The sequence below is a fragment of the Spirillospora sp. NBC_01491 genome, assembly GCF_036227065.1.
Classification (GTDB): Bacteria; Actinomycetota; Actinomycetes; order Streptosporangiales; family Streptosporangiaceae; genus Spirillospora; species Spirillospora xylanilytica.
Map to the genome: position 1 here is coordinate 2,862,012 of NZ_CP109432.1, position 16,286 is coordinate 2,878,297.

The 16,286-nt window shown below is 73.0% G+C and carries 14 protein-coding genes; 8 read left to right on the forward strand and 6 right to left on the reverse strand.

Annotated elements, in window-relative coordinates:
• Window positions 1-18: 18 nt before the first annotated feature.
• Window positions 19-1,449: an amidase gene (locus OHA34_RS13395; RefSeq protein WP_285944167.1), complete on the reverse strand. Its 1,431-nt coding sequence runs from the start codon at window positions 1,447-1,449 to the stop codon at window positions 19-21.
• A gap of 203 nt (window positions 1,450-1,652) precedes the next feature.
• On the opposite strand from OHA34_RS13395, the gene OHA34_RS13400 reads away from it, so the two are divergent.
• A complete protein-coding gene (locus OHA34_RS13400; protein ID WP_285944166.1) occupies window positions 1,653-2,441 on the forward strand; it encodes a nuclease-related domain-containing protein in 789 nt (262 codons plus the stop codon).
• A 281-nt stretch (window positions 2,442-2,722) separates the two neighbouring features.
• Window positions 2,723-4,579, forward strand: coding sequence for a dihydroxy-acid dehydratase (gene ilvD / locus OHA34_RS13405; RefSeq protein ID WP_285944165.1), 1,857 nt, complete (start codon window positions 2,723-2,725; stop codon window positions 4,577-4,579).
• Between the two features lie 131 nt (window positions 4,580-4,710).
• On the opposite strand, the gene OHA34_RS13410 is transcribed toward ilvD, so the two are convergent.
• The 3 genes from OHA34_RS13410 to OHA34_RS13420 form a co-directional block, all read right to left on the reverse strand.
• Window positions 4,711-4,929, reverse strand: a complete 219-nt coding sequence (locus tag OHA34_RS13410; RefSeq protein WP_285944164.1) for an FmdB family zinc ribbon protein — start codon at window positions 4,927-4,929, stop codon at window positions 4,711-4,713.
• Window positions 4,930-4,989: 60 nt separating this feature from the next.
• Window positions 4,990-5,499: an HNH endonuclease gene (locus OHA34_RS13415; protein WP_285944163.1), complete on the reverse strand. Its 510-nt coding sequence runs from the start codon at window positions 5,497-5,499 to the stop codon at window positions 4,990-4,992.
• Window positions 5,500-5,779: 280 nt separating this feature from the next.
• Complete coding sequence (locus OHA34_RS13420) at window positions 5,780-6,319, reverse strand: hypothetical protein (RefSeq protein ID WP_329521762.1); 540 nt, start codon at window positions 6,317-6,319, stop codon at window positions 5,780-5,782.
• A gap of 206 nt (window positions 6,320-6,525) precedes the next feature.
• On the opposite strand from OHA34_RS13420, the gene OHA34_RS13425 reads away from it, so the two are divergent.
• Window positions 6,526-8,634, forward strand: a complete 2,109-nt coding sequence (locus OHA34_RS13425) for a prolyl oligopeptidase family serine peptidase (protein ID WP_329521763.1) — start codon at window positions 6,526-6,528, stop codon at window positions 8,632-8,634.
• A gap of 12 nt (window positions 8,635-8,646) precedes the next feature.
• A complete protein-coding gene (locus tag OHA34_RS13430) occupies window positions 8,647-9,519 on the forward strand; it encodes a methyltransferase domain-containing protein (RefSeq protein WP_329521764.1) in 873 nt (290 codons plus the stop codon).
• 78 nt (window positions 9,520-9,597) lie between these two features.
• Here the strand turns inward: OHA34_RS13430 and OHA34_RS13435 are convergent, their stop codons facing one another.
• Together OHA34_RS13435 and OHA34_RS13440 are read right to left on the reverse strand one after the other, a co-directional pair.
• Window positions 9,598-10,218 carry a GNAT family N-acetyltransferase gene (locus OHA34_RS13435; RefSeq protein ID WP_285944159.1) on the reverse strand — a complete coding sequence of 207 codons (621 nt, stop codon included), beginning with the start codon at window positions 10,216-10,218 and terminating at the stop codon, window positions 9,598-9,600.
• A 7-nt stretch (window positions 10,219-10,225) separates the two neighbouring features.
• Window positions 10,226-11,794: an XRE family transcriptional regulator gene (locus OHA34_RS13440; RefSeq protein WP_329521765.1), complete on the reverse strand. Its 1,569-nt coding sequence runs from the start codon at window positions 11,792-11,794 to the stop codon at window positions 10,226-10,228.
• Between the two features lie 513 nt (window positions 11,795-12,307).
• On the opposite strand from OHA34_RS13440, the gene OHA34_RS13445 reads away from it, so the two are divergent.
• The 4 genes from OHA34_RS13445 to OHA34_RS13460 all read left to right on the forward strand — a co-directional run bounded on the left by OHA34_RS13445 (window position 12,308) and on the right by OHA34_RS13460 (window position 16,246).
• On the forward strand, window positions 12,308-12,757 hold the full coding sequence (locus OHA34_RS13445; protein WP_329521766.1) for a hypothetical protein: 450 nt from the start codon (window positions 12,308-12,310) through the stop codon (window positions 12,755-12,757).
• Between the two features lie 321 nt (window positions 12,758-13,078).
• Entirely contained in the window at window positions 13,079-14,080 is a 1,002-nt protein-coding gene (locus OHA34_RS13450) for a mechanosensitive ion channel family protein (protein ID WP_329521767.1), read from the forward strand.
• 162 nt (window positions 14,081-14,242) lie between these two features.
• Window positions 14,243-14,614: a globin gene (locus OHA34_RS13455; RefSeq protein ID WP_329521768.1), complete on the forward strand. Its 372-nt coding sequence runs from the start codon at window positions 14,243-14,245 to the stop codon at window positions 14,612-14,614.
• A gap of 18 nt (window positions 14,615-14,632) precedes the next feature.
• On the forward strand, window positions 14,633-16,246 hold the full coding sequence (locus OHA34_RS13460; RefSeq protein WP_329521769.1) for a glycoside hydrolase family 13 protein: 1,614 nt from the start codon (window positions 14,633-14,635) through the stop codon (window positions 16,244-16,246).
• The last annotated feature ends 40 nt before the right edge of the window (window positions 16,247-16,286 follow it).

Here is a 16,286-nt window from a genome sequence, read left to right on the forward strand (position 1 = left end):
GGCGGCGCGGGCCTGCGGTCACTCGTCCCAGATGGGCGGTTTGCGGTCGATCCAGGGGCGGGCCTCCTCAAGCTGCGCGGCCAGGGAGATGAGCGTGCCCTCGCCGCCGAGCCTCCCCGCGAGCATCACGCCGATGGGCAGGCCGTCGGCGTTCCAGTGCAGCGGGACGTTGACGGCGGGCTGGCCGGAGATGTTGTACGCGGCGCAGAACGGGGTGAACCGCATCTGGCGCTCAAAGTTCTCCTCAGGCTCCTGGTCGTGGAAGTACCCGATGGGCGCGGGCGGCTGCGCGAGGGTCGGGTGCAGGATCGCGTCGAACCCGTTCATCACCGGAAACGCCGTCCGCAGGGCCGCCTGCAACGCGGCGTGCGCTTGGAACAGCTGCGGCGCCGTCACCGCGTGGCCGCGTTCGCGCAGCCAGCGGGTCAGCGGCTGGAGCAGATGCTCGCTCTCCGCAGGGACGGGCGTGAGCGTCGCCATGACGCCCCACAGCAGCACGAAGTGCGGGACCAGCTCGGGGCCCAGCAGGGAGGGCAGCTCGACGACCTCGTGGCCGAGCTCCTCCAGCAGGAGGCCGGCCTCCTCGTACGCCGCGACGCAGTCGGGATGGACCTCTGCCCCTGCCACGGCCGGTTCCCTGCTGCGCGCGATCCGGAGCCGGCCCGGTGGACGGTCGGCGTGCCCGAGGAAGGTCTCCCCCGCCGCGAGCGGTGGCGCGAGGTAGAGGTCGCCCGGCATCGGGCGGGCCATCACGTCCAGCAGCGCGGCGGCGTCGCGCACCGTGCGGGCGATCGGCCCGTTGGCCGACAGGCCGAACAGGTCCGGGACGATCGGCCCCTGGGAGACGCGGCCCCGGGTGGGCTTGATCCCGAACAGGCCGCAGACGCTGCTGGGGATCCGGATCGAGCCGCCCCCGTCGCTGCCCTGGGCCACCGGCGCCAGGCCCGCCGCCACGGCCGCCGCCGCGCCGCCGCTGGAGCCGCCCGCCGACCGGGAGAGGTCCCAGGGGGTGCGGGCGGGCGGCCCGAGCGCGTTCTCGGTGTAACAGGGCAGACCGAATTCGGGGGTGGCGGTCTTACCGAGAAGGACAGAACCTGCTTCCCTCAGGAGCAGTACGACGTTGTCGTCCGCGAACCCGGAGAGTTCGTCAAAAACCTTCGATCCGAACGTCATCCGGACCCCGCGCACCATATTGAGGTCCTTCACCGGGATCGGCACGCCGTGCAGCGGCGGCAGATCGCGCGGATCGGCGGCCTCCCGCACCTGCTTCTCGGCGAGGCGGGCCCGTTCCACCGCCAGTTCGGCGGTCACCGTCGTGTAGGCGCCCACCTGTGGGTTCAGTCGTTCGATACGGTCCAGATAGTGGGCGGCGACCTCGACCGGGGAGAGCTCCCCGGCGCGGATCGCGGCGGCCATGCGGACGGCGCTCAACTCGTGGGTAAGGGTCACAGGGCGGAACGCTAGACGCCGGAGGCGAGACCATCAAAGATGGCATCGAAGGCAACTAACGTACCCAACCAATCCAGCAGATATTCACCCAAATACGGCGACAAAAGTATGAACCCGACACGGCTGGTCGCCGCACCACGGAGTGATTACTCTGCGCACGGAGGATCATGCTCCCCAGCCGAGAGGAATACGGAGCGTCACTCATGGCTATCACGGAGCGGGACGAGACCCAGGAGGAGCGCGGCCAGCCTCAGCAGACCCCCGTCGAACGGCCGACCGAACAGCAGACGTACGGGGACATGCTCAGCGACCCGCAGATCCGCCGCTGGCTCTGGCGGGCCGGCGCGGCGATCGTGATCGGCCTCGTCCTCACGGTCGTCTTCGACATCCGCATCGGGATCACCGGGGCGGTCCTGGCGATCATCGTCGACGTGGTCCGCCGGGCTCGCAAGAGCTCCAGCGTGCCCGCCTGGCAGAAGTCCTCGGCCGCCGAGCGGCGCACCGAGAAGCAGCTCCGGTCCCTGGAACGGAACGGATACCGCGTTCTGCACGCGCGCGCGGTACCCCGTGACGACGAGGGCGTCAGCGACGGCCGGATCGATCACCTGGTGATCGGCCCGAGCGGCGTCTACGCCATCGACTCCGAGAAGTGGGACAAGCGGCTTCCGGTGCGGACCATGTCCCACCGCAAGCTCTTCCACGGCCCCTTCAACAAGAAGGACCGCCTGGACGAGGCCCGGTGGGAGGCCGAGCAGGCCAGCGAGATCATCGGCGGCCAGGTCGGCTTCGAGGTGCCGGTCCAGCCGTCGGTGGCCATCTACGGCCCGTCCATCCCCTGGAAGGTGATGCGGGTCCGGGACGTGGACGTCTACGCGGGCAACCGGGCCCGGTCCTACCTGCGCCGGCGCCCGAAGATCCTGACCGAGACCGACGTCCAGCGCATCTTCCAGGCGGCCGAGGAGGCCCTGCCGCCCAAGTACCCCGAGGAGTGACCGGGCGGGCCCCGCCCGCCCCCGCGCCGGGCTCGCCCCATGGGCCCGGCGTTCCCGATCGTCGGCGACCCGTCCCGCGCGCCCTGCGGGGGCATCGCGGGCCGTTGGTACCATCGAGAGCAGACTCGCCGGCCCCACATGACCTCTGCTGAGCCGGCGGCAGCGCCGCGATCCGCCGCTGCGCAGGTCCGTCCGGGCCCGGTCGCCACGCCCGCCGCATCGGCGCGGACACGGTCGTACGATCGGCAGCACAGCACGTCACAGGTTTGGAGAGGTCTCAGATGCCCCCGCTCAGGTCGCGTACGGTCACCCACGGCAGGAACATGGCGGGCGCCCGCGCGCTCATGCGCGCCAGCGGCGTGGCCCGCGAGGACTTCGGCAAGCCGATCGTCGCGGTGGCCAACAGCTACACCCAGTTCGTCCCCGGCCACGTCCACCTGCGCGAGGTCGGCGACGTCGTGGCCGGCGCGGTGAAGGAGGCCGGCGGCGTCCCCCGCGAGTTCAACACGATCGCGGTCGACGACGGCATCGCCATGGGCCACGGCGGGATGCTCTACTCGCTGCCCTCCCGCGAGCTGATCGCCGACGCGATCGAGTACATGGTGAACGCGCACTGCGCCGACGCGCTGATCTGCGTCTCCAACTGCGACAAGATCACGCCGGGGATGCTGCTGGCCGCGCTGCGGCTCAACATCCCGACGGTCTTCGTCTCCGGCGGCCCGATGGAGGCCGGCAAGCCGGTCGAGGGCGTGCTGGGCGGCAACAAGCTCGACCTGATCGACCCGATCATCGCCTCCGCCGACGCCTCGGTCGCCGCCGACAAGCTGACCGAGCTGGAGGAGAGCGCCTGCCCGACCTGCGGGTCCTGCTCGGGCATGTTCACCGCCAACTCGATGAACTGCCTGACCGAGGCGATCGGGCTCGCGCTGCCCGGCAACGGCACCGTGCTGGCCACCCACACCGCCCGCAGGCGCCTGTACGAGGACGCCGGCCGCGCGGTCGTCGACGTCGCCCGCCGCTACTACGAGCAGGACGACGCGTCCGTCCTGCCGCTGAACATCGCCACCCGGGACGCGTTCGAGAACGCCATGGTGCTCGACATCGCCATGGGCGGCTCGACCAACACGATCCTGCACCTGCTGGCCGCCGCCTACGAGGGCGGCGTCGACTTCGGCCTCAAGGAGATCGACGAGCTGTCCCGGCGGGTGCCGTGCATCTGCAAGCTCGCCCCGGCCACCCCCGAATACCACGTCGAGGACTGCCACCGCGCGGGCGGCATCCCCGCGATGCTGGGCGAGCTCGACCGCGCCGGGCTGCTGCACCGCTCGGTGACCTCGGTCCACTCCGCCTCGCTGACCGAGCACCTCGCCAAGTGGGACGTGCGGTCGCCCGACGTCCTCCCGGAGGCCGTGGAGATGTTCCACGCCGCGCCGGGCGGGGTCCGCACCACCTCGGCGTTCAGCCAGAGCGCGCGCTGGGAGGAGCTCGACCTCGACCGCGAGAACGGCTGCATCCGCGAGGCGGAGCACGCCTACACTACCGACGGCGGCCTGGCGGTGCTGCGCGGCAACATCGCGCCCGAGGGCGCCATCGTCAAGACCGCGGGCGTCGACGAGGAGCTGCTCACCTTCACCGGCCCGGCGGTGGTCTTCGAGTGCGAGGACGACGCGGTCGAGGGCATCCTCGGCGACAAGGTCAAGGCCGGCGACGTGGTGGTCATCCGCTACGAGGGCCCCAAGGGCGGACCCGGCATGCAGGAGATGCTCTACCCGACCAGCTTCCTCAAGGGCCGCGGGCTCGGGAAGTCCTGCGCGCTGGTCACCGACGGCCGGTTCTCCGGCGGCACCAGCGGCCTGTCGATCGGGCACGCCTCCCCCGAGGCCGCGGGCGGCGGCATCATCGCCCTGGTCCAGGACGGCGACCGGATCGTGATCGACATCCCGAACCGCTCGCTGGAGCTGGACGTCCCGCAGGACGAGCTGGCGGCCCGCCGCGAGCGGCTCCTCGCCGAGCTGGGCGGCTACCGTCCGCGCGACCGCCAGCGCACGGTGAGCGCCGCCCTACAGGCGTACGCGGCGATGGCGACCTCGGCCTCCACTGGCGCGGCCCGCGACGTGGGCCAGCTCTCCCGCGGCTGACCGCCGTCCCGGCGCGCACCGGAACCCGCGCACACCGGAACCCGCGGAGGCCGTCATCGGACGGCCGGCGCGGGTTCCTCCGTCAGCGCTCCCGGACACCCGGGGAGCCGCCGGTCCTCCGGCCGGTGGGGTCAGCCGCAGCAGCCCCCGCCGCAGCAACCGCCTCCGCCGCCGCTCGGCGGCGCCGGGGCCGGGGCTCGGCCCGTCCCCGTGACGGCCACCGTGGACAGCAGCTTGACGGTGTCGTCGTGGCCGTCGGGGCAGGGCGCCGGGTCGGACGCCTCGATCATCGGGCGGGACACCTCGAACGTGGACCCGCAGGCGCGGCATCGATAGTCATAGCGTGGCACCCGTCCAGGATACGGGCGCCCGCCCCGCCTGCGACAGCCCGCGGGGACGGGCGGGAGCGATCAGGCGGCGGGCTGGGTGACGTAGGGGGCCCACTGAGGGTCGCCGTCGTTGATGACGCCGATGAGCCGCCAGTGCGCGCCGCGCGGCACGCCCGGCGTGACGGTGAGCGTCCAGCCGAGCTCGTCGAGGAGCCGGTCGGCCTTGCTGTGGTTGCACGGCATGCAGGAGGCGACGCAGTTCTCCCAGACGTGCATGCCGCCGCGGCTGCGCGGCTGGACGTGATCGATGGTCTCGGCGCGCCGGCCGCAGTAGACGCACCGGAAGTTGTCGCGCCGCATCAGCGCCGCCCGGGTGAGCGGGACCCGCGTCCGGAACGGGATCCGCACGTAGCGGCGGAGCCTGATCACCGAGGGGACCTCGATCGACACCGCGGCCGAGTGCAGGACGGCGCCGGAGGTGTCGTGATGGACGACCTCCGCCTTCTCCCTGAGCACGAGGCACACCGCCCGCCGGAGCGGGAGCGTCGTGAGTGGTTCGTACGTCGCGTTCAGGAGAAGGACCTGTCGCATCAGAGGCCCTCCACCGGGCTGTGGGCTCCGATAGCCTCGGCGGGCGCGGCTGAGCGCGCCTCGTACCGAGGCCGGAGTATCGTCTCCGGCACCTGCGCACCCGCCATGAGGACCTCCCCAGGGGCGAATCGACCCGAATTCAGTGTGGCGTCTGGAGGAGGCCGTCCGCTACCCCATTTCCTCCCCACAAGCCCGCCCGATCGAACGCGGAACGGCCCCCGGCGTCACGGGATGTGGCCCCAGGAGCCGTCCAAATCGCCTTATTCCACAGGCTTCTGGACTACCTGCCCTGCGGCGCCGCCCCCGGCCGGGCGCCCTGCCACCAGGTCAATCGTCCGCTGATCCGCACGCCGTCCTTGGCGTCCGCCGGAATCCGGGCGGTCAGCGAACCGCGCCTCGACCGCCCCGCCCGGAGCACGCCGTAGTCGCACCTGACCGACGCGCGCAGCGTCCGGCAGGGTGCGGCGACCGCGACGATCTTGAGCCGCGGCCTCAGCCGGTGGACGAGCACGACCCTCTCGACCCCGCGCTTGCCGGTGTTGCGCACCGTCCACGTCCAGGTGACCCGGTCGCCGGTGCCGGAGACCTTCGGCGCGGAGTAGCCGAGCTTCACCTTCGCGGCCTGCGTGGCAGCGGCCTGTACGGGTGCGGCCTGTACGGCGGCGACCCGCGTGGCGGTGGCCTGCGTGGCGGTGGCCTGCGTGGCGGTGGCCTGTGCGGGCTGGCCCGGCGTGAGCAGCGCCGCCCCCAGCGCCGCGACGCCGACGCCGACGGCGGCGGCCCGACCCGGCGCGCGCCCGCCGGCGATGATGCTCTTCATGATCAACCCCCGTTGGAAAAGAGCCCACTGATCATCGCCACTTCTACCGAAGAAGCCCCCCGCGTTCACCTCGCCACACACACCGCCGCGCGACGGTCCGCGCCCCCCGCTGGCCGGGCGGGTCGTTCCTCCTGGTAAGGGCTGGTACCTGCGGCCCGCCCGGCGGCGGGCGCGGGCGGGTCCGCGGGGCCAATACAGTGCTGGTCATGAGCCGACCGCCGTACCCGCCCGCGCCACGCCAGGACACCTCCGACGTACTCCACGGTCACCGCGTGACCGACCCGTACCGGTGGCTCGAGGACCGGCAGGCCGACGACACCGAGAAGTGGCTGGCCGCCCAGGACCGTCTCTTCCACGAGACCGTGGACGCGCTCCCGGGCCGCGACCGGCTGCGCGCCCGGCTCGGCGAGCTGCTCGGCGCCGGAAGCGTCGGCTCACCCGTCTGGCGCGGCGACCGGCGGTTCTTCACCCGCCGCACCGCCGAGCAGGAGCACCCCGTGCTGTACACCGTCGACCCGGACGGCGACGGGACGGAACGGGCGCTGGTCGACCCGATGGCGATCGACCCCGACGGCACCACCACGCTCGACGGCTGGCAGCCCGACAGGGAAGGCCGCCGGCTCGCCTACAAGGTCTCGCACGGCGGCGACGAGGAGTCGCTCCTCTACGTGATCGACGTCGCGACCGGCAAGCGCGTCGACGGCCCGATCGACCGGGTCCGCGAATCGTCGGTCGCGTGGCTGCCCGGCGGCGAGGCGTTCTTCTACGTGCGCCGGCTGCCGGTGAGCGCCGTCCCCGAGGGCGAGGAGCAGCACCACCGCCGCGTCTACCTGCACCAGGTCGGCGCCGCGCCCGACTCCGAGGACGTCCTGATCTTCGGCGCCGGCCGGGACAAGACCAACTACTACGGCGTCGGGGTCAGCCGCGACGGCCGCTGGCTCACGATCTCCTCCTCCCAGGGCACCGCCCCCCGCAACGACCTGTGGATCGCCGACCTGTCCGCCTCGTCCCCCGAGCGGCCCGAGCTGCGCGCCGTCCAGGAGGGCGTCGACGCCGAGACGGGCCTGCACGTCGGACGCGACGGGCGCGCGTACGTCTTCACCGACCGCGACGCCCCGCGGTCCCGGCTCTGCGTCACCGACCCCGCGGACCCCGGATACGAGACCTGGCGCGACCTGATCCCGGAGGACCCCGAGGCGGTGCTCACCGACTTCGCGCTCCTGGACGACGTGCTGCTCGCCGGCTGGACCCGGCACGCGATCAGCGAGATCACCGTCCACGACCCGGCCACCGGCGAACGCCTCGGCACGGTGCCGACCCCCGGGCTCGGCACGATCGGCGGCATCATCGAACGCCCCGAGGGCGGCCACGAGGCGTGGTTCGGCTACACCGACCACACCACCCCGTCCGCGGTGCTGCGCTACGACTCCCGCACCGGCGAGACGACCCCGTGGGCCGCCGCGCCCGGCACCGTCGAGGTCCCCCGGATCGACACCCGCCAGGTCGTCTACACCTCCGCCGACGGCACCGAGGTCCGGATGCTGGTGGCCTCCCGTCCGGGCGACTCGGGCCCGCGCCCCGCCATCCTGTACGGCTACGGCGGCTTCAACATCCCGCTCACCCCCGCGTACTCGGCGAGCATCCTGACCTGGGTGGAGGCGGGCGGCGTGTACGCGATCGCCAACCTGCGCGGCGGCTCCGAGGAGGGCGAGGAGTGGCACCGCGCCGGCATGCGCGAACGCAAGCAGAACGTCTTCGACGACTTCCACGCCGCGGCCGAGAAGCTGATCGCCGACGGCCTCACCGCCGCGGACCGGCTCACGATCTCCGGCGGCTCCAACGGCGGGCTGCTGGTCGGGGCCGCGCTCACCCAGCGCCCGGGCCTCTACCGCGCGGTGATCTGCTCGGCGCCGCTGCTCGACATGGTGCGGTACGAGCGGTTCGGGCTCGGCCAGACCTGGAACGACGAGTACGGCACCGCGGGCGACCCCGCCGAGTTCGAGTGGCTGCTGTCGTACTCGCCCTACCATCACGTCCGCGAGGGGATCGCCTACCCCGCCACCCTGTTCACCCTCTTCGACAGCGACACCCGCGTGGACCCCCTGCACGCCCGCAAGATGTGCGCCGCGCTCCAGCACGCGACCGCCTCGGACCGGCCGATCCTGCTGCGCAACGAGGCCGAGGTGGGGCACGCCGCCCGGTCGGTGAGCCGGTCGGTCGACCTGATGGTCGACACGCTCTCGTTCTCCGCGGCGCAGACCGGGCTGGACCTGAGGTCCGCGTCACATCCGGCGGCAGCACCGTTCGACACGTGATCCAATAGCGGGGTGAGCCCCTCCCTGGCGCAGAGCCCGCCCGTGCTGGACCGGATCGCCTTGCTCCTGGACGGCCCGCCCGCCGATCCGGACCGGTCGGCGGGCTACCTCGACCTGCTCGGCCCCGCCGCCGGGCCCGCCCCGACGCCGGCCCAGTCGGTCATGCAGTCGAGGTTCCTGCCGCGCGTGTACGAGCGGATCTGGCGCCCGGTCGGGTTCAACCTCGCCAAGGGGTGGCCGCTCGGCCCGGACACCGCCGCCGAGCACGCCCTGGCCCGCGACTGGCTCGGCCTCGGCCGTCCCGGCTCGGCCGGCCGCCCGGACGCGACCGTCCTGGACGTGGCCTGCGGCCCGGGCAACGTCACCCGGGCGCTGGCCGCGGGAGTGTCCGCCGGGGGCCTGGTCGTCGGCCTGGACGCCGCCGCCACCATGCTCGCCCGCGCCGCGTCCGAGGCCACCGCGTCCGTGTCCGCCACCGTCGAGACCACCGCCGAGGCCGCGGTCCGGCCGGGTTCCGGGAGGGGCGCCGATCCGCGGGGTGCCGAGATCGGGTACGTCCGCGGCGACGCCGTCCACCTGCCGTTCCTGGACGCGACGTTCGACGCCGTCTGCTGCTTCGGCGCGCTCTACCTGTTCGACGATCCCTGGGCGGCGATCGACAGCATGACCCGGGTGCTCAAGCCCGGCGGCCGGCTGGTCGTCCTCACCACCCGGCGGCCGGCGCTCCCGGTCTCCCGCCTGGGCACCGAGCTGATCGGCCGGGCCGCGGGCGTCACCATGTTCGGCGACCGCGAGGTCGTCCGGGCCCTCACCGAGCGGGGCTTCAGCGACGTCCGGCGGCGCCGCTACCCGCTGATGCAGCTCGCCGGCGCCCGCCGCCCCTGACCGCGGCCCGGCCCGCAGCCCCGAAACCCCGCTCGCATCGCCCCCGAGACGATGCGAGCGGGGGCCGTCATCGGCTCGTCAGCGGAGCGGCTTCTCGATGTGGATGTTGGTGATGCCGCCGATCATCTCGCGCCTGGTCTCCTTCCAGCCGAACTTGCGGTAGAGCGCGAGCGCCGGGCCCTGGAGCTCGGTGGTGTCGGCCCGCAGGACCCGGTAGCCGTACTCGCCGGCACGTTCCTCCAGGGCGCGGACCATGGCCGCGCCATAGCCGCGCCGCTGGGCGGCGGGACGGACGCGCAGCCGCACCATCTCGACCACGTCGAGCACGGGACTGCCGGGCGCGTAGCCGCCGTACGCCCGCGCGCTGCCGCCGGGGATCAGGTCGGCCCGGCGCAGGCCGCCCATGGCGACGATGCGTCCGGCCACCTCGCCGACGATGAACTCCCCGTCGTTGCGGAGGTAGATGTCCTCCATCCGGAAGAAGTCGTGGTCGTAGTAGACGCCGTCGCCGGGACGCAGGCCCACCTGGGCCAGTCCCTCTCGGTGCAGGTCGAGGACGGTGGCGTGGTCGGCGGCGTGGTAGCGCCGCAGGCGCAGGTCGGCGAAGGCCCATGCGGGCGGCTCCGCCTGGAGCCGGACCAGGGTCCGCGCCCCCTTGGCGGGATCGCTCCGCCACGGGGCGCCGTCGGGCGTTCCCATGACCGGGTCAGACCTGCTCGGAGGGCGGGACGGCGGGGGCCTGCTGGGTCGGGCTCTTACTCCATGGGCCGGCCAGCGCCTCGTAGAAGTCCTTGAGCGCCGGGATCTCGCCGTGCTTGGCGTTCACCGCGGCGCCGATCTGGCGGGCCCGGTGGACCAGGATGTCGGAGCGGTGCTCGGGCGGCAGTTCCAGGATGGCCTCCTGGCCCGCGGTCAGCGCCGCCTCCGGATGTCCGGCGTGCAGCTTGCAGGAGGCGCGGTCGAGCCGCACCAGCGTCAGGTCGACCCGGTCGGACGGGGCGTACAGCGTGAGCGCGTGGCTCAGCACCTCGTCGCCGTGCCGGTGGTCGCCGAGGCTGGTGAAGGTGTCGCCCTCGTAGAAGGCCATCTGCCGGTCGGTGAAGCCGAACACCAGGTCGTTGGTGTCGGCCTTGGAGAGCTGGTCGAAGACCGCCCTGCCGCGCACCAGCGCGCGGCGGGCGCCCGGCGCGGCGTCGCCGCGTCCGCGCATGGCCAGCATGCCGAGCGCGCGGGCCTCGACGGCCGGCGCCATCGCCGCCGCGACCCCAGGCGTGCGTCCGGCCAGGTCCTGGGCCTTGCGGGCCAGGTGCAGCGCCTCGCGCGGATCGCCGTAGTACATCGGCACCAGGGACTCGCGGACGGTGACCCAGGCGCGCAGCCCGCGGTCGTTGGTCTCGTCGGCGGCGGACCGGGCGGTACGGAAGAACGACCGGGCCAGCCGGTGGTCGCCCAGGTTGATCATGATCAGCCCGGACAGCCCGGACAGCTGGGCGGCGATCCGGCACAGCCGTTCCTGGAGCTCGACCGGCTGCCGCTTGTCGCACATGCGGCGCACCTCGCTGAAGTCCAGCAGCACGTCGCACAGCAGCCGCAGCGAGGGGGTCGCCTGGTACTGCTGGCCGTAGCCGAAGGTGGTCTCCTCCCACTGGTCGAGCATCGTCGGCGACACCGTCGCGCTGACCAGGGTGTCGTCCATCTTGCGACGAAGGTTGTCGACCGCCCCGAGGAACTGGCCGTCGAGCGCCACGCCCGCTCCGGCCAGGAGTTGCAGAAGTGTCCTGCGAAGCACGATGTCCTCCTCTCCCACATCGATGGAGATGGGACCCGCGGCGCGGTCGAGTCCCCGAACTTCGTTGACTGGCATCCAGTTGCGGTCGTCGGGCCTGGTGACGACCGCCCCGATCAGCGGTTCGGGCTCCCGCTCCGGCCGCCGCTCCGATCCCCGCCGGGGGGAGGCGGGAGCGGCGCCCGGCCGGACCGCGTGGCCGCGGCCGCAGATGCAGGGGCCCTGGTAGCCGAGGTCGTCGGGTTCGACCCGGTAGACGGCGCAGAGGTAGTGCAGGTACGCGGGCCCGGGCCGCTTGTAGGCGCTCTCGTACGCCGACAGCAGCGTCTCCCCGAGCCGGGGCGGCGGTTTGCCGTCGATCTCGTACAGCGCTCTGACCTGGGCCACGATGTCGGACAGCGAGACACCGTGCGAAAGGCGGTGCGCCTTGACCTTGCTGGTTCCGAAAAGGGGACCGCATTGGTCGTGGATATCGCGGGCGATGTCCACGGCACAGCGCCCCCGTGCCAGACCGCTAGCACGGATCGTTCGCGCTATCTCCGTCTCTTTGCGCGGGGGGTCCGACATCGATTCCGGCCTCCTCACCGCTGAGCCCGGTCGCCGGCCCCGGCCACGGGACCCGCTGCCGGCCACGGCGACCGGGTTGCTGGATGGCCACGAGAGATAATCTCTCGCGCACGCAGCGTAACCCTACGGAGGGGGCTGGCCAAGCCATTCCCGGGAAAGGGAAGGGGCTCGGGTGCACCCTCAGATCCCTGGGTAGAGATTCTTCCTCCCAAGGAGGACGAACCTCCTCCCGAAGTGGGGTAATCCCCCGCTTCGGCGGACAGCCGTGCCCTTGACCGAGCACCGTGAGAGTTGCAACTCTCGCCGGGAGTGACCGGACGCATCCGGAGCGTCCGATCAAGGAGCGCCCCTCGGCCGCGGCCCGGCGGGGACGGCGACGATCGCACGGGAACGCCGGAGCAGTCCTCGCAGCACGACGATGGAGGGGGTGCGCAGGTGGTCAGCGACATACGCGTCGGCTTCCTCGAGAAGCTGGAGCACGAGCTCGACACGCGCGGGCTCGTGGCCCGCGTGGTCCGGACCAGATCGGGACCGGCCTTCCTTCGGGTGGTCAACCCGGACGCGGCGAGCCTGGCCGAGGATGTGACGTGCGCGCCGGCTCCGGAGACGCACGATCACTACTACTGGTGGTCCTGGGGCGAGCGCATGCACCGGGTGGACGACCCGGGGGGCGCCGCCCTGAAGCTGGCCCGCGTCCTCGAACCGCTGCGGCGCGAGAGATGCGAACGCCGCGAAGCACGGGACCCGCGGGACTCCTGGGGCTCGCGCGAGACCCGGGACGTCCGGGGCGCGCGGGACGGCCGGGACGCGCACAGGTTCGAGGCCCGGGGGCTGGAGCCGCATGGCGCGGCCCCGACGAGAGAGTGGCCGCCGGGCCACCCCTAGAGCCGGACGTGCCCCGCGGGCCGTGGCCGGAACGGCGCGGCAGCCGCGGACCCCGCGGGGCACGTTCGTTCCCCGGCGCGCCCGCGGCCGGACGAACCGCGCACCGGCGCGGGACGGCCGCGATGAACCCGCCGCGGGCCCGGTGCGGTCCCCCCTCACCAGGCCCGCGGCATCCGGGCAGGCCCGCCCCGGCCGGGTCGCTGCACATCGCCCCGCGGCGTACGAACCGCTCGTCACCGTCCTCTACGATCGGGCTCGTACCGCCGCGGACGCACGGCGATGTGCAGCTACACCCACAACCGGCCGGGGAGGGTCTGCCCCATGTCACTCGCTCTCGTCGCCGCGATGCCCTGGATGCAGGACGGAACGCCCGAGAAGGCGTGCGTCACCGAGCACCCCAGCATCGGTTGCCGGATGGCCTGGAACGTGTCGCACAACGAGGGATTCACCCGCTTCTTCAACACCTGGCTCGACAAGCCGCTCGGCACGCTGTTCCTGATCGTGCTGACCTTCATGATCGCGCTGCTGCTGCGCCGGCTCACGCACCGGATGATCACTCAGATCACGCTCCGGATGGCCGAGGGCACGATGGCCGAGAAGGTGCGCGAGCGCAACCGCACCGCCTTCGACGGCAGCCCCGCCCTGCTCAACCAGCGGCGGGCGCAGCGCGCCAAGACCCTCGGCTCGGTGCTGCGGTCGATCGCCTCGGTGGTGATCCTCGGCACCGCGATGTTCAGCATCCTGGGCTCGCTCGGCCTCAATCTGGCGCCCATCCTGGCCAGCGCCAGCGTGATCGGCGTCGCGGTCGGCTTCGGCGCGCAGAACATCGTCAAGGACCTGCTGGCCGGGCTGTTCATGCTGCTGGAGGACCAGTACGGGGTCGGCGACGTGATCGACGTCGGCGGCGCCAAGGGGACGGTCGAGGCCGTCACCCTGCGGGTCACCCGGATGCGCGACGTCAACGGCGTCGTCTGGTACGTCCCGAACGGCGAGATCAAAAAGGTCGGCAACGAGTCCCAGAACTGGGGCCGGGCCGTCCTGGACATCCCGGTGGACATCCAGGAGGACACCGAGAAGGTCAAGCGGATCCTCCAGACCGTCGCCGACGAGATGGCCGCCACCCCCAAGTGGCAGAGCGTCATCCTGGAGGAGCCGTCGGTCTGGGGCGTGCAGTCGCTGGGCGGCGACGCGCTGGTCATCCGGATCGTCCTCAAGACCGCCCCGGGCCGGCAGGGCGACGTGGCCCGGCAGCTGCGCGAGCGCGTCAAGCGCGCGTTCGACGACGCCGGCGTCTCGGTCGCCACCCCCTCCGCCGCGTCCTGAGCCCGGTCCCGAGCCGGGCCCGGAGCCCGCGTCCGGACGATCTTCGGCGGCGAGGCTCCGGAGCGTCCCGCCGGGCCGTCCGGGTTCGCCGATCAAGGTGACCGATCCCGCATCGGGAGGGCGCCCGTCTCACATAGAGTGGGGACCGTTATGGCTCATGAAGTGACGTTCTACGAAGCGGTCGGCGGTGAGGAGACCTTCCGGCGGCTGGTCCACCGCTTCTACCAGGGGGTCGCCGGCGACCCCCTGCTGCGCCCCATGTACCCGGAGGAGGATCTCGGCCCCGCCGAGGACCGGCTCCGGCTCTTCCTGATCCAGTACTGGGGCGGCCCCAACACCTACAGCCGGGAGCGCGGGCATCCCCGGCTGCGGATGCGGCACGTGCCGTTCGTGATCGGCGAGCCCGAGCGCGCGGCCTGGATGCGGCACATGCGCGCGGCGGTGGACGAGCTGAAGCTCCCCGAGGAGCTCGACGAGAAGCTCTGGAACTACTTCACGATGGCCGCGCGGAGCATGGTGAACGCCCCGTCATAACCGGGTAGATCGGCATGTATGACGCTGACCCCCTGGTGGCGCAATGCCGTCGTGTACGAGGTGTACGTCCGCAGTTTCGCCGACGCGGACGGTGACGGTGAGGGTGATCTGCGCGGGGTGCGGTCCCGGCTGGGCCACCTCCGCCACCTGGGCGTGGACGCCCTCTGGCTCACCCCGTTCTACCGCTCCCCCCTGGCCGACGGCGGCTACGACGTCGCCGACTACCGCGCGGTCGATCCGCGGTTCGGGTCGCTCGGCGACTTCGACGACCTGGTCGCCGCCGCGCACGGGCACGGACTCCGCCTGATCGTCGACATCGTCCCCAACCACACCTCCGACCGGCACCGCTGGTTCCAGGAGGCGCTGGCCTCGCCGCCCGGCTCGCCGGCCCGCGACCGCTACCTCTTCCGCCCGGGCGGACCGGCGGGCCCGGCTGGCGCGGCGGGCCCGGCTGGCGCGGCGGGCCCGGCCGGCGCGGCCGAGGGGCCGCCCAACGACTGGCCCTCGGCGTTCGGCGGGCCGGCCTGGACGCGGCTGCCAGACGGCGAGTGGTACCTGCACCTCTACACCCCCGAGCAGCCGGACCTCAACTGGCGCAACCCCGAGGTGCGGCGGGAGTTCGAGGACATCCTGCGGTTCTGGCTCGACCGCGGGGTGGACGGCTTCCGCATCGACGTCGCCGCCGGCCTGTTCAAGGACGGGACGTACGGCGATCTCGGCGGCCGGGACCGGCGCGCGCTGCACGGCCCGGTCTACGCCCGGTCGGAGATCCACCCGGTGTACCGGGCCTGGCGGCGCATCCTGGACGAGTACGACGGCGACCGGATGGCGATCGGCGAGGTCTGGACCGAGGGTCCCGAGGACCTCGCGCTCTACCTGCGTCCGGACGAGCTGCACCAGGTGTTCCAGTTCGACCTCCAGCTCGCGCCGTGGTCGGCGCCGGCGTTCCGGGACGTGGTCGCCTCGGCGCTGGCGGCCGTCGCGGGGGCCGGCGCGGCACCGACCTGGGTGCTGTCGAGCCACGACTCCGTCCGGCACGTGACCCGGTACGGGCGGCCGGGGAGCGCGCCCGGCCTCGGTCCGGCGCGGGCGCGGGCGGCGCTGCTGTTCATGCTGGCGCTCCCCGGCTCGGCCTACCTCTACCAGGGCGAGGAGCTCGGCCTGCCCGAAGTGACCGATCTGCCGGACGCCGCCCGCCAGGATCCGATCTGGACGCAGAGCGCGGGCGGGGAGCCGGGCCGCGACGGCTGCCGCGTCCCGCTGCCGTGGTCGGGGAAGACCGAGCCGTACGGGTTCTCGGCCGACGGCGTCCGGCCCTGGCTGCCGATGCCCGCCGGCTGGGCGGCGCTGACCGCCGAGGCACAGGCCCCGGACCCGGCGTCCACGCTGTCGTTCTACCGCGAGGCCCTGGCGCGGCGCCGGCTGCTGACGGCCGACCTGCCGGACGGCGTGGAGTGGCTGGACTCCCCCGAGACCGCACTGATCTTCCGGCGCGGACCGTTCGCCTGCGCCCTCAACTGCGGCGAGGACCCGGTGCGAATGCCGTCCGGCAGCGTCCTGCTGACCAGCGCGCCGCTGCACGGCGACCTGCTGGCGGGCAACTCCTCGGCCTGGCTCGTCCCGTCCGGCTGAGAGCCGGTCGAGACCACGGCGCGAACCCCGGCGGCGTGCC

What these genes read in the sequence shown, in the direction of transcription:
- OHA34_RS13400 (WP_285944166.1), top strand. Translation starts at nt 1,653, where the DNA reads ATGGCTATCACGGAGCGGGACGAGACCCAGGAGGAGCGCGGCCAGCCT.
- ilvD (WP_285944165.1), top strand. Translation starts at nt 2,723, where the DNA reads ATGCCCCCGCTCAGGTCGCGTACGGTCACCCACGGCAGGAACATGGCG.
- OHA34_RS13415 (WP_285944163.1), bottom strand. Translation starts at nt 5,499, where the DNA reads ATGCGACAGGTCCTTCTCCTGAACGCGACGTACGAACCACTCACGACG.
- OHA34_RS13420 (WP_329521762.1), bottom strand. Translation starts at nt 6,319, where the DNA reads ATGAAGAGCATCATCGCCGGCGGGCGCGCGCCGGGTCGGGCCGCCGCC.
- OHA34_RS13425 (WP_329521763.1), top strand. Translation starts at nt 6,526, where the DNA reads ATGAGCCGACCGCCGTACCCGCCCGCGCCACGCCAGGACACCTCCGAC.
- OHA34_RS13435 (WP_285944159.1), bottom strand. Translation starts at nt 10,218, where the DNA reads ATGGGAACGCCCGACGGCGCCCCGTGGCGGAGCGATCCCGCCAAGGGG.
- OHA34_RS13450 (WP_329521767.1), top strand. Translation starts at nt 13,079, where the DNA reads ATGTCACTCGCTCTCGTCGCCGCGATGCCCTGGATGCAGGACGGAACG.
- OHA34_RS13460 (WP_329521769.1), top strand. Translation starts at nt 14,633, where the DNA reads ATGACGCTGACCCCCTGGTGGCGCAATGCCGTCGTGTACGAGGTGTAC.